At 52.5% G+C, this 13,788-nt stretch carries 11 protein-coding genes; all 11 read left to right on the forward strand.

The genetic code is table 11. The annotated features are described in order from the left end of the window. Positions 1-365 precede the first annotated feature (365 nt). The 11 genes from ACLBWT_RS19285 to ACLBWT_RS19335 all read left to right on the forward strand — a co-directional run bounded on the left by ACLBWT_RS19285 (position 366) and on the right by ACLBWT_RS19335 (position 13,483). Entirely contained in the window at positions 366-1,778 is a 1,413-nt protein-coding gene (locus ACLBWT_RS19285; protein WP_447664742.1) for a right-handed parallel beta-helix repeat-containing protein, read from the forward strand. Further along, positions 1,775-2,344 (forward strand): nitrous oxide reductase accessory protein NosL, encoded by a 570-nt coding sequence (locus ACLBWT_RS19290; RefSeq protein WP_447664743.1) that lies wholly within the window; start codon positions 1,775-1,777, stop codon positions 2,342-2,344. The genes ACLBWT_RS19285 and ACLBWT_RS19290 overlap by 4 nt, the downstream gene beginning before the upstream one ends. Before the next feature lie 3 nt (positions 2,345-2,347). Next, positions 2,348-3,166, forward strand: a complete 819-nt coding sequence (locus ACLBWT_RS19295) for an ABC transporter permease (RefSeq protein ID WP_447664744.1) — start codon at positions 2,348-2,350, stop codon at positions 3,164-3,166. Beyond that, complete coding sequence (locus tag ACLBWT_RS19300; RefSeq protein WP_447664745.1) at positions 3,159-3,881, forward strand: ABC transporter ATP-binding protein; 723 nt, start codon at positions 3,159-3,161, stop codon at positions 3,879-3,881. The genes ACLBWT_RS19295 and ACLBWT_RS19300 overlap by 8 nt, the downstream gene beginning before the upstream one ends. 51 nt (positions 3,882-3,932) lie before the next feature. After that, on the forward strand, positions 3,933-4,442 hold the full coding sequence (locus ACLBWT_RS19305; protein WP_447664746.1) for a TlpA family protein disulfide reductase: 510 nt from the start codon (positions 3,933-3,935) through the stop codon (positions 4,440-4,442). 351 nt (positions 4,443-4,793) lie between these two features. Further along, on the forward strand, positions 4,794-5,540 hold the full coding sequence (gene map, locus ACLBWT_RS19310) for a type I methionyl aminopeptidase (protein WP_447664747.1): 747 nt from the start codon (positions 4,794-4,796) through the stop codon (positions 5,538-5,540). A 379-nt stretch (positions 5,541-5,919) separates the two neighbouring features. Next, on the forward strand, positions 5,920-6,024 hold the full coding sequence (locus ACLBWT_RS19315) for a sigma factor-like helix-turn-helix DNA-binding protein (RefSeq protein ID WP_447664748.1): 105 nt from the start codon (positions 5,920-5,922) through the stop codon (positions 6,022-6,024). A 289-nt stretch (positions 6,025-6,313) separates the two neighbouring features. Then, positions 6,314-6,808: a hypothetical protein gene (locus ACLBWT_RS19320; protein ID WP_447664749.1), complete on the forward strand. Its 495-nt coding sequence runs from the start codon at positions 6,314-6,316 to the stop codon at positions 6,806-6,808. Between the two features lie 90 nt (positions 6,809-6,898). Then, complete coding sequence (locus tag ACLBWT_RS19325) at positions 6,899-9,118, forward strand: hypothetical protein (protein WP_447664750.1); 2,220 nt, start codon at positions 6,899-6,901, stop codon at positions 9,116-9,118. 35 nt (positions 9,119-9,153) lie between these two features. Beyond that, the gene (locus ACLBWT_RS19330; protein WP_447664751.1) at positions 9,154-11,031 is read left to right on the forward strand and encodes a hypothetical protein; all 1,878 of its coding nucleotides are present in this window, start codon (positions 9,154-9,156) and stop codon (positions 11,029-11,031) included. Positions 11,032-11,050: 19 nt separating this feature from the next. Then, on the forward strand, positions 11,051-13,483 hold the full coding sequence (locus ACLBWT_RS19335) for a fibronectin type III domain-containing protein (protein ID WP_447664752.1): 2,433 nt from the start codon (positions 11,051-11,053) through the stop codon (positions 13,481-13,483). Positions 13,484-13,788: the final 305 nt, after the last annotated feature.

Genomic DNA, 13,788 nt, shown 5'->3' on the forward strand with positions numbered 1-13,788 from the left:
AATGTCCTTAATAAAAGATACAAAATTAAAAGAGAGCGCCGATCCCCGATCCGGCGCTCTCTTTTTGTTTGCTTGCGGGCAGTAGGTTGAGCTCGTCAGCAGTCCTGTCAGCGTTTGCTGCATGTTCACGCCGTTTCGAGTCAGGGATGAACGGCTTGCTTTCCGGTTTTAGTCCATCCCGGCCGCGGCATTCCGATCCTCTTGCATTCGGTTCTTCCGCCAAGCAAGCATGGATATCGGAATAAAAATACCGGTCTGACACGGTCTGACACGGCCTGTCACGGGATCGTCAATGCTCATAGCCCGAAAGGGTTATGTGCAAAGTCCCCGTTTCTTTTATGATGGTCGATGGGGAGAAACGGGCTTTGTACAGAGGGGGGAGTTTCCTGGCCATCCATACTGACCATCATTACCGATTAGGAAGGCTCGCCAGGCGAGCAGCCATCCTAGCCGTATGCAAGGTATTCATACTGGGAGCATGGGGCCATACCGATCCGGCTGCGGCTTCCTCGCCAGAGATTAGAGCGGCTTCGCTCCAAAAAATGCTGGATGCAGCCAAGCCGGGAGAAGCCGTAACACTGCCGCCGGGACAGTACGCGGAAGCAATCGTCATCTCGAAACGGCTGGTCGTACAAGCCGAAGGCGTGACCTTGACCGGGTCGGGCGGGGATGCTCCTGTCGTGAAGCTTGAGGCGGAAGGAGCGGAGCTGCACGGAATGGCAGTGGAAAAAGAGGCTGCAGGCGAAGCTCCGGCCGTTCTGATATCCGCCGACAGAGTCATGGTAGATGGGCTTAGGATCAAGTCGCGCTCCTACGGCATCCAGCTCCGAAAATCCGACGGTTCAACCATTCGAAGCTCGATCGTCGCACCGACGGATGATCTCAAGGGGAAATCGGCTCGCCAGACCGACAAGCGCAATGGAATCGATCTTTTTCAGTCCAACGGCAATGTCATTCAGGAAAATCGGGTGACCGACATGTTCGATGGAATCTACATGGAAAGCAGCCATGACAATACCGTCCTGAGCAACGAAATCGACCATTCGCGATACGGCATTCATTGCATGTATACCAACGGTACGATCATGAGAGGGAACAGCGGCGAATACAACGTCACCGGCATCATGGCCATGATCGTCAAGGGAGCCGAGGTGACCGGCAACGTCTTTACTCGGCAGAAAGGCAGCGTCAACTCGCAGGGCATGCTTTTCTTCGATGTGCAGAATACCCGGGTCACAGGCAACGAGCTGACGGGAAACCGTGTCGGACTCTACATCGAGATGTCCCGGAACAACGTATGGGAAGACAATGACGTATCGTACAACTTCGTCGGCATCCAGCTGCTGGACTCCCAGAGCAACCGGCTCGAGAGCAATCGCTTCGTCTCGAATGTCATCGAAACGCAGGCGGACGGGAGCAAGGACAACGAGCTGCTCCATAATTATTGGGATGCCTTTCAAGGACTGGATCCCAGCGGCGACGGGATCAGCGATATCCCGTATGCGATGAATCCTTTTTTTCAAAGGCTGACGAAAGGAATACCGGCTTATCAGATTTTTTTCCAGTCTCCGGGCATGAGGTTTCTGGAAAGTCTCTTCACTGCGGATGCAGAGCAATGGACTCAGGATCGCGAGCCCAGGATGGAGCCTTCATTGCCATCAATCGCTTCATCCGATAGGCGGACGGATCCATGGAGAGTGGAGACGGGAATTGCCGGAGCGGCTCTGCTCGTCGCGGCTCTGATGATCATTACATTGATGGGGGTCAAAAAATCATGAAAAAAATCACGCTCATGCTGTTCGTATCCTTATTCACCATCTTGCTGGCTGCCGGTTGCGGCAAGCAAACCTATGAGCCGGTACCGATCGACGAGACGGTGGACAAATGCGCTATTTGCAATATGCAGATAAAAGACGACGCTTTCGCCACTCAACTGACGACAACCGAAGGCAAGACATTCAAATTCGACGATATCGGCTGCATGAACGAGTGGAAGGAGAAAAACGCCGATGCAAAGATCGGCGGCGAATTCGTCCGTGATTACAACGACAAAGAATGGATCCCTTACGACAAGGCCGCTTATGTGTACAATGCCGATTTCAAATCGCCGATGGCATACGGGGTTTACAGCTTCAAGGACAAAGCTTCAGCGGAAGCTTTTACGAAGGAACAAGGAAAAGGCCAACTCATGACAGCCGCCGACCTGGCTTCGCATGAGTGGACGCAAAACAAAACTCAGATGGGCATGGATATGGGAGAAGGACATTCTCACGACGAGGGCGGGGAGATGGATATGGGAACCAATGCGGGAGACAACGCGAACATGGGCTCCGATTCCCACTAAGCGATGAATATGCTGCATATCGCGCGCAGGGAAATCAAGCTCGGCTTCCGCAACCCTTGGGCCTACTCGTTTCTGGCGCTGTTCACCCTGTTCACCCTCGTTCTGCTGCTGATTCATGCCAGCAGCTCGATATCGGGCTACACAAGCACGACGGGCTCCATGTTAAGCTTGATTTTGTATCTGCTGCCTCTCATGACGCTGCTGATCGGTTCCTTTTCCCTGACAGCGGAAAAAGAGGAAGGGAGCTGGCAGCTGCTGTCCACCTACCCTCTGCGGACATGGTCGTTCATTCTCGGCAAATATGCCGGGCTCGCCATTGTGCTGATGACGGTCGCCGCCTTCGCTTACGGCGTGAGCGGAGTGGCCGGAGCGCTGGCAGGAGGAGGCTTCCAGCTTCAGACCTTGCTGCTGTTCCTGGTGTTCTCCGTCCTCCTGATTCTGCTCTTTCTGGCCGTCGCGCTGCTGATCGGGACTGCGGCACGCAACCGCTGGCAGGCGCTCTCTTACGGGGTCGCTTTCTGGTTTTTCACCGTCATCGGCTGGCCGGCGCTGCTGATCGCGGGACTTGGGTTTGTTCCCTATCTGTGGATCAAGCCGGCGCTGATTTTCCTGACGTTTCTCAATCCGGCGGAGCTGGTGCGGTTATTCGTCGTGGTGAAGCTGGGCGGCGGTTCTATCCTCGGTCCCGATTATTACAAATGGGTGGACGTCATGAGCGAGCCGCGGGGATCCATCCTTTTTGCAGCCGTATGCCTGCTCTGGATCGCGGCGGCGTCCGGAGTCTCAGCCTGGGCTTGGGAAAGGGGGCGTTCCCGTGGATGAACCTGTTCTTCGAATCGAGGGAGCCGGCAAAACGATCAAAGGCCAGACGATCCTTCGTCCTGTATCCTTGTCTTTGCAGAGAGGTGACGTTTATGCCCTTTGCGGCGGCAACGGGGCGGGCAAAAGCACGCTGCTGCGCATGGTGATGGGCATCCTTCAGCCGACGACAGGGCGGATTGAAGTGAACGGCCTCAGCTGGAAGGATAACCGCCGGTCCTACGCCGGGCAGTTGGGCTATATGCCGGACGACTACTCCTTTGCCAGAGGACTGACAGCTTGGGAGACGTTGAGCTTCTGGGCTTCGCTGAGGGGACTGTCCAGCGGGAGGACCGAGGAGGTCCTGGAAGAAGTCGGCTTGACGGGAGTAAGGAACAAGCAGGTCACCTCATTTTCCAAAGGCATGCGCCAACGGCTGCTGTTCGCTCAGGCGCTGCTTTCACGGCCGTCCTTGCTCGTGCTGGATGAACCGACCAACGGCCTGGATCCTTACTGGATGGATGCTTTTGTGGAGCTGGTGAAGAGGGCCGGCGAGGATGGCCATGCCGTGATATACTCGACTCATCAGCTGCCCGTCGCCGAAGCTTCCGCGAATTACGTCTTGTTCCTTCAGGAAGGATCGGCCGTCAAGCAAGGCGCTGTTTCGTCCTTTTTGGAGGAATACGGTCCAGGCGGGCTGCATGCAGCCTTCAGCGATACGCGCCCTGTATCCGGATAAGGAGGAATTATGAAAAGAGGCCGCATCATTTCTTTGCGAAGGCCAAAGGTCATGCTGACTTTGCTTCTTCTCGCCGCTGCTCTCCTTGTGACCGTCGCCACTATCGTCGACAACCGGCCGCAAGGGACGGACGCTTCGATCAAAGAAGGCTCGGCAGCTCCGGATATCGCGGTCAAGTCTCTGACCGGGGACAGCATCCGTTTATCCGACTATCGCGGCCGGGCGGTGCTGATCCACTTTTGGGCCAGCTGGTGCGTTCCTTGCGTCAAGGAGCTGCCTTTGATCAGCGAAGCAGCCCGCTCGGCTCTGGCTGGAAACACGACGGCCGTGCTAGCCGTCAATGTGGGGGAAAGCCGTGGAACGATCCATGAATTCATGGATGCCAATCATATCGACATGCCCGTATTCGTGGATATAACGGGAGAAGCGGTCAGCGCCTTTCGGGCAAAGGCGCTTCCGACTTCCATTCTTATCTCTCCGGAAGGGAAGATCGCCCGCATCGTCCAAGGCCAATTCCAAAGTGTCGCGGACATCGAGAAATCCCTAGCAGAGGCATTATGAATAACGAAAAATCCGCTTCGATCGAAGCGGGTTTTTCGTTTATCTTTTCATCGTGCTCGTTTGACATGAAAATGTTCCGTTTCCCCCGGAACCGGCAAGCTCGAATGCAGGCGAGGTCCAGATCAACGCCGTAGCGTTCAACGGCCGAAGAATCAATTTGAGCCTTGGGGAGGTCGGGGCGCCGGTAAGAACGGGCACGGACATGCATGCGCCGGAGCATTCGTCCTGATTGCGAACATCGCTTGCGCGAGCCCAGGAGCCGTAGTTGAGTTCCAGAAGGAAAACGAGGCTCTTTTTCGTGTATACTGAAATTAATCGAGAAAAATATATTGCAAACCGGAGGTTTAAAACTTGTCTATCGAATCAGAACACGATCTAATCGCTTTGCAGAGGATCGGCCGTATCGTCGCAATGGCCCGTGAGGAGATGCTGTCCTCTGTCGGGGCGGGAGTCACTACGGCAGAGCTCGACCGTATCGGCAAAAGGGTGCTGGATGAGCATGGAGCCGTCTCCGCGCCTGGTATCACCTACGGATTTCCGGGAACAACCTGTATCTCCGTGAATGAGGTTGTTGCGCATGGCATTCCAGGTCCTCGGGTACTGGAGGAAGGTGACGTCGTTAATATTGATGTGTCGGCGGAGCTGGGCGGATATTTTGCTGACACCGGGGCAACGATTGTGGTAGGAACCAGTTCGCTGCACAAGGAAAAGCTGTGTCAAAGCTCGCTTCGCGCGCTGCATCAGGGGCTTCAGAGGGCCAGGGCGGGTGCGAAGATCAGCAGCATCGGACGGGCGATTCACAACGAAGCCCGCAAGGACGGCTTTACCGTCATCCGCAATTTGTCCGGGCACGGCATTGGCCGCGAATTGCATGAGATGCCGGATAGCATTCTGAATTACTATGATCCGCGAGACAGCAGGCTGCTTACGAACGGACTGGTGCTTGCGGTGGAAACCTTTGTATCGGACGGAGCGGAGTTTGCAGATGAGAGCGCTGACGGGTGGGGCCTGCTGTTGCCGGACCATCACTACGCCGCCCAGTTTGAGCACACGATTGTCATTACCAAAGGTAAGCCGCTCATTTTAACAGCGGTGTAATGTAGCCTCGGATCTAAGAATATGAAAAAATCCAAGGCCATTACGGATGTAATGCATGGATGTGCGGCAGAGTTGCCATGGATGAACACGTTACTTTCGGACACAAAATAGAATTGAAACAAGATCACAATTTGACGATCCCTAGAACGGATTATGTCGTAAAGATGCTAAATTATGAGGAAGTACAACACGCAGATCGAATCCTGGGGACCTTTTGCCGAAGGCCGGAAGGACTTCTTTCTCAATCCAGTCTTGAAAGCGATCGGAGACCGGTATAACAAATCAATCGCACAGGTAGCTTTGCGGTTCCTGATTCAGCAAGCCGTCATGGTGATTCCCAAAACAAACCAGAGGGAAAAGAGAGCAGGCTGCAGCTATCTTGCGATCGATACTAGAAAGGGAACCGGATTTAAAACAGGGTGAAATTGCTAAAATGATGGGTCTTACTCAGGGGAGAATTTCGCAGTTAAGAAAATACATATAGGCAGAGGAAACCAGCGTAGGTATGGTGCATTACTAAAAACGAACAGGTCTTATCAGCGGACCATACTCTTTCGTGTGATTCAGTCAATATACGTATAAGTCAATAATATTTTACTTAAATTCCACTTGACGGATATTCGTTTACTCTGCATAATAAATTTTAGAATATTTTAACAACTATGAGCCGCCAGTTCTTATGGGATGTACCACATCGCATTCCATGCTTCTGGCGGCTTTGTCATGTTCGGTCAGCGTTCCGCAAATCGATAATGTGAGAGGAGCCAAGTAAAATGACAACGAATTATGAACCAAGCATGAGCTTTGGATTCAACATCACGATCGGGCTCGGCAATGACAACAAGGAAGTTAACATTACGGCGCAAGATCTGAACCATGTGAAAGAAAAAGGCTTGCATTTCCAACTGCCGACCGACACAGAGGTGGATCTCGGCAGTTTGAGCGACTTGATCACTTGGCTGAACGACAAGATAGGCGGAGTTGAAACCATTCCTACAGAGGTAGGTCCAGAATGGCCGGACACGATCAAAGAAATTTTTAACGGCATACTCAATACCAACGTTAAAGTAACCAGCCTCTCCATCGATCAGGACAAGCAGGATGCCGACGGCGATTACCCGCCGATGAAGCTGAACATGGCTCTAACCGGCACCGTATTGGATCCGGATACACATGAGCCGAAGCCGATTCCGATTATTGGAGACCTTTTCAGCGTATTAGGCGGAGGCATTTCCGTGAATCGTACATACACAACAACAACTACATAATCACAAAGCAAAGCAAAGGGCGATTTTCGACAATATCTGTTGGGAGTCCGCCCTTTCTTTTTATCTTCAGCCTTGTTAGGGGATAGAATAATGGATTACAATACGACGACGCAAGGCACGTTATATTTGTTATCCTTGATGGAATTCGACTTAGACTCAGGTTCTCCGGTCCTCCTTTACGGCGACATGGAAGTGAGTACGGGAAAGGAGCTTATTTTTACTGTACCAAGTAGAATACCCTGTGAACCGTCTACGCTCCATTCGGAATCCATAACAACGTCCGTTGACGATCCGTTGGGCATGACCGGCGTACGCTTGAACGAGTTCAAAGTAAGCGCAAGGATTTATAAGCTTAACGGCAGCGTGACGGCAGATACGACGTTCAAGGCAACGGCTACATTCCCAAGCCTTGATGCATTTACCTTGTCCGGTCTTATTTTGTTTGAAGCGTCTTCTCCGAGATTGGTCCGGGTCGAGTTATCCGCCGATCCGCAGTTGACTTTAACCGACTTCATTACTAAAGTGATTGGCGGTTCATGGGACTGGGCAGATGAAGTAACGAATCAATTCGCTTTTAAAAGAGGAGCTTTGTACGCTCTAAAACCTCCTCCCGATGCACACGATAATTATACCTATTCGTATAAAGACCCCGAGAACCCGTCCCAAACTATCAAGCTTAATCCCGGTTACTATGCCGAAGCCTTTCTGACTATTTTCGGAAACTATGACTTTGCCGTCTCTCTCGGTGTCAAAGAGAAGACGTTCAAGCTGACGGCCCGAAGCCTGCAGCCGTTCGATTTCGATTTTTTCGTGCTTAAGGATGCCGTTCTTGAGATATGCTCAACGGCGGGAGACAAATATTTCAAACTGGACACCTGCGTCGTCATTATGAACACCCCGATAGCTAGAGTCAGCGCCAGCTACGATTTGTCCCAAAGCGCGTTTGTCGGCAGCGTCAGAGTTCCTTTGCACTACGTCGAATTGCCTACCGGAAATGGAAGCAGCAGCCAGGAAGTTACGCTGGACATAGAGTTTACATGGACTCGGGGAACCGACTCAAACAGCGGATTCCACATTTCGAAGCTGAACGGGCTGCCGTCCAACACCGTGGACTGGATCAAGGATTACTTGTCTGTTCTCAACAGTGGAGACAACTGCCGGAAAATCGAATCGGATTGGCTCGACGGGTTGACGGAAACTTCGTTGAAGCCCGAACTGAACGGCAGCCCGAGAAAAAACGACAGCGGACTGATGGAAATTCCGCTCAAGCTTAACTATACGATTAAAGCCGGCGGTTCCAAAATTGCAAACAATGAAATCACTTTCACAGTCATGTTCGCCATCCCTGCCAGCGTGCATGATTTGCCGAACGCATTATGGACCTCCTTGGTTTCCAACTCACAGTCCGTCATCGGCGAAATGCTGCAGCAGGAAGATACATATAAGGCCATTGCCGAATATGCCGCGCTGAAGGGTGGCGCCAGTGCCGTCGCCCGCTTCATCTGCCGCGCCTTGGCTAAAGGGCTCGAGAAGCTAGCCAAGGCGCTGGCCGAAGCGGCTAAGAATTTGGTGAAGGGAACGCTCGCCGAATTGGCCGAATTGGCTGCGGCACTAGCTGCCGTAGCTTTGCTTGGGATTCCGGCATTAATCAGCGGGCTGGCAGACTTGTTTGAAGAGCTGTGGGATTGGCTGACGGGGAAAGACGAAGAGAAGGAGCGTCAAGCCAACGAACAGCTCGATGCGGCAAGGCAAAAAATTCAGGACGCTATCGACAAAGTGATGGCCGTTATTCGTCAGGTAAAATCGAATGTTCAGGTCCAAGGCTTAATCGTAGGCATTGCACCAAACGGCGACTATTACGCTGAATGGAAGATGGGTGGGGAGCCCGGCGGGGAGGCTGTGATCCAGTATAATTTCCAGCTGCTTCAAGGTGAAATCGGTTCCCAATCGCCGATCTGGGACGGGACCACAATAAAAGTGTGTAACAAGTTAAGGTACGACGTGCCTTTCGATAGCATCCCCCGGTATGAAAAGTACGGCATGAACGCATCTGTGAATGCTGTTGTCAAGAACCTTACGTTTATATATCCGGACACCGTTGCAGGCATTAAAGTTGCCATCGACCAATTGGCGGGCATCGATAACGACAAAGCCAAGGAATATGCCGACGATCTTCGCTGCCAGCTCGAGCAGTTAAAGTCTTACAACACGAACGGAGTAATAACGGATACGGTCTACGCCAAGGTGGCAATCCCGGATTATATGACCATCGGGCAAAGCCGGATTGGCCAAAACACCCGAATCCCTTAGCACGACTCACGATAAGCGAAAAAGGATGATGAACAATGGCCATAACGACCGTTCCGACGATCATTAAAGAACGGTATTATTCAAACCAGCTTTTGGGCGTCGAGGATTTTGAAAGAGAACGGGATTATCACGTATCGGAGCGTGAGCTGCTCGCCGTCTCCTTATGGGAAGCCGGTATACTGTATGGTTTGGCCGTGAGTGCGGTTGTGAACGACAACACCGGTGCGGTCAACATCTCCACCGGTGTTGCGCTAAATGCGGCAGGTAAGCTGATATCATTATCTAACAGGGCATCTTTTGCGGGTCAAGAAGTTACCGTGCAGTCCAATGTCGTTACGATTCACGCGGGGGCGACCGACTTTGCGGGGAAAACTTGGATTTTATCTATTGAACCGAATGAAGAGCCGATCCCACTGACGGATAATCAGCTCCAAAGCGTTCCCTTGTTAAGTTTGACGGAAGAAGGCAGCAGCTTTACACCCGGTCAAATTCCTCTTGCAAGGCTAACCGTTCACGCTGTCAACGAGTCCGCTCCCGCAGCCTATACGTTAGACATCGACACTTCGGTACATAAGCAAGTAACGTTGCAAGACGGGCGGCTTGGTGCCCTCCATGCCGGGATGATTCAGTCGGGGCAGCTTGATATCGCCCGGATTCCGAAATTAAGCGCGGATCAGATTGATTCCGGGCAATTTGCAGTTGAACGGCTGCCCGGCTTGGACGCGGACCGAATCGTGTCCGGCACGCTTAGTCCGGACCGAATCCCTACGCTTCCGGCGGACAAAATAAGAGGCTTAAACGGATCCGAGCTTACAACATACTGGGCGCAGAGCGTCGCTGTCTTGCCTCACGGAAGCGGTCTTAAAGCTTACCCTCTAGCTGCTGGCAAAGAGGAGGGAACCGTGATCGGGCTGCTACGTACCATGACGGACAAAGGCAATGTTTATTACTCGATGGGCATCGGCTTTCCGCAAACGCTGGTATCGTTTGTATCCAACGAGCTGATGTTCTCCGGGCTCAAATGTAACGTGTACTTGGATCGTCTACAATACAATCTTGCTGCGGAAGGCGGGACGGCCGAAGAGACTGTGACCGGCTTATCCTTTACCGGTGTGAGCGAGGCGTTCCAATTTTCTCTGCTGACGCCGGAATCCGAACTGCCTCCCGAACACCGAAACAAAATCATCGGCTTGGTCACTTACGGAACGCAGCGGTATCAAGGCTCAGCAACCGCTCCTTTAGGCATTGGAGAAATCGTCGCCAACATCCGTGACGCCGTGTCGCCGTTTCAGTATTGGGCTGTCGCCAACCCGTCTTTTTCACTTCCGACGGTGGAAACGTTGGCACAGCAGCTTAAAAACAACGGCTTGATCGCCCCTGATGCGGCTCCGATATTGGTAAGCCAAAAGCCTTTGCTTCATGCCAATGCGCTTTTGCTAATTGAACTGTTGGTGAAGGTGTTCCCCGAATCTGCCGCACAGCCCGCCCAAGTGGCTTGGTCGCTGAGCGCGGCACGCATTTCCGCTGCTCGCGCGAGCGCGGCGCTGGGTGTATTTTATAAAGGCAAAATCAGCATGCAGGATTTTATTACGCTCACAATCGGCTCCTTTCCGGCGCCATCGGTAAAACAAGTCGTTCTGCAGCTTCAGCAGCAAGGCAAAACGGCTCAAGAGGCGGTCGCGACGATTAAAGAAAGCGATTCGCAGTTCGACACTCAGCCTGTGCAGTTAGGCATCCTGCTGCGAGTCTACTTTACGGACAGCTCCAATACGCCTTTGCTGATGGCGCAAACGTTCTTTAACGCAGGGTACAAGGACAAAGAGGCATTGTCGGCAGCGCTGGCCACATTGTTCCCGCAGTCGGCCCCAAATGACATTCGGAACGCCATCGATTCGGCATTCAACAAATCGTAAACATGAGGGGCGGGAGAGAATGGACCCGAAAATCACGCTGAACGAAGCCTTGTATGTATTCCGGCCCTTAATACTGCCGTCGGGCGGTGCTCAGTATCCAGCTATCATTGAAGCCGATGCTTTCGCAATCTCAACGGAGCATGACGCAGCGGTTGAAGCCATCTCTTACCAAGCATGGTTGCTGCGCCTGGCGTTTCCGCAGAAGGAAGCCGCCGACATTACGCAAGCGATTCACGAAGCCTACACTTCGCTTACTTCCGTTCAGATGACGCTGGTTTTGAAGCATGGCGAGCCATATCCCGTTTTCCCCGATTTGACGCCGGAAGCCACCGCTTCCGTGCTGATCCGGCCGGAGGTCGGTTATGGCCAGCCGCCGGCTGTTGCCCAAGCGCTTCATTTATCCGGTGTGTTTCCAGAATTGCCTCATGCGTTAGATACCGCGAAGGTACTGAAATCGGCGCATGTATTTCCTCAACTGGATAAGGAAGCGATGAAGAATGCACTGCTGTCGGCCCAGTTCAATGAAACTGAAATCGCTGAAGCACTCGCTGCGCTGTATCCCGATCCGATCGTGCTGCAGCCGCCTTCAGGGTTATCCCTGCAGTATGCGGCGATTCAACAGCGAGTCGACGCTGCATGGCAAGCCTCCGTGCTTCCTCCGGCTTTACAGGGGAAGACCGCGTTATATTCCATCCGGCTCTTTTCAGCCAATTACACGTTTCAGACTGCTGTGCAAATGGACGGCCTGACGAATCCAGCAGCACAATTAACGCTGGATAACGGTCAGCCTTTTGCGGAAGGAGATCAATATTCAGCGCAAGTGAAAGTTACAGTGGAAGGCTACTCAAGCGACTGGAGCACACACAGCAGCCCGGTGACGATTATCGGCCTTCAGCCGCCGCAGCAAGTAGCGATCGCTGCACAATCGGATTCTACGCTTCTGCTTTCCTGGAGCCCCTTGGCGGGAACAACCGATTTTCAGATCCGGGTCACGAACGAAGCGGGTCAACCGATCGACCTACAGCCAAATTACGCTATATCCGGAAACGAAGGAAAAGTAGACATGACGCCTCTTCCGCGGCCTGCACGTTATAACGCCCAAGTGCGCGGCATGTTCCAAGTACAAGCGGGACCTTGGTCTGCACCGGTTCCTTTTACCATTGGCAAATCCGGTCTGGCAGCCAACTTCAGCATTAACCCGCCGCAGCTGCAAGGGTTCGGCATGGTCCATAGCGACGGTGCCTTTGAAAACGATCATATTATGTTAGGCATTAGCCAAAATGTAACTCTTTCCTTCAATTGGGACGCCGTAGCCCATACATCGGACACCGCAGCCTTATCTTTAAGCGCGCTTGTATCCAGAACATCGGAAGGTGAAGGGTATTCGCCCATTACTATTTCGGTTAACGGAAATACCGTCATCGCCGACTACACGATTCCGGGCGGTGGTTACGGAGCTTATCCCAATTTCTTCATCATTCCGCCGGTCTATCTCTTTCAAGGAGTCAACCAGTTGCAAATTCAGACTTCCCCGGCTGCTCGAACCTACTTGTGGCTGTATAACTTAAACTTGAATATCTTTCGTTACGTTCAAGAAAACGATGTCGCGGATTTCTCGAAAAACCCGCCGGCAGTAAACCAAAATCTGCGGCTGATCGAGAATAGTGGCAAGTTTGCGGGCGATCATATCCTGATTGCAAATAACGGCCGCGTTGCCGTTGAGTTCGGTTCGGGCGACTTTCAGAATCAATTCGGCCACACCTTGTTTTCGGTCTATGGGCTTGTATCCAGAAGCAGCGAAAGAGAAGGGTACTCTCCCATTACGTTAACGGTAAACGGCCAGCCTATCGTATCCAAATTCACCGTTCCAGGAGCAGGCTTCAGCCCGCATCTGATTCAATTTGTGATCCCTTCGTCACAGCTGGCTAATGGGACGAATACAGCCCGATTGCAGGTCGCTTCTGATGCACGAACGTTCTTTTGGCTGTATAACTTGCAAATTACTAGACTCACGTATTTTCAGGAAACGACTAGCTGCAATCTGTCGACAAACCCGCCGGCTACCCACAACGTATCGGTTCAACGCAATGACGGGAGGTTCGCAGGGGATCATTTTGCCTATGATCGAAACGGCACCTTCCAAGCGTCAATGGAATTTCAACAAGGCTACGCTTTCCCGGTTGTTGTCAACTATAACGGACTCGTTTCCCGAAACCGCGATCAAGCAGGAAACGCGCCGGTTGAAATCAGCTTTAACGATCAGCCGCTTGCTGCCAATTACAAGTTTCCCGGCGCGGGATTCGGTTATGTCGACAGCTACTTCGCGGCGGAGATTCCGATTCTACGTCCGGGCACCAACACAACTTCATTAATTGTGAATGCCGACTCGGTTACTTTGTTTTGGCTCCGAGGGCTAAAAATCTATCAATTGCAAGGCGGCGATGGACTATGAGCGCGGAATAGTTATTGGGTATTGGTTAGGATACGAAGCGGAGGCAACAAGCTGGAGGAAGTTCCTGCAGAGGTCGACATTGTCGCTTTGGCGTTCGGAGTAACGTATCCCGGAGATTCGATCGCAGCGGATTTCTTGACAAGCAAGCACTCTCGGGAAGAAATCGTGAACGGCATTGCCGTTCTCAAAGCCAGGGGCCAGAAGGAATGCCAATCATATCGACATGCCCGTATTCGTGGATATAACGGGAGAAGCGGTCAGCGCCTTTCGGGCAAAGGCGCTTCCGACTTCCATTCTTATCTCTC

This window comes from Paenibacillus sp. D51F, from assembly GCF_053345695.1.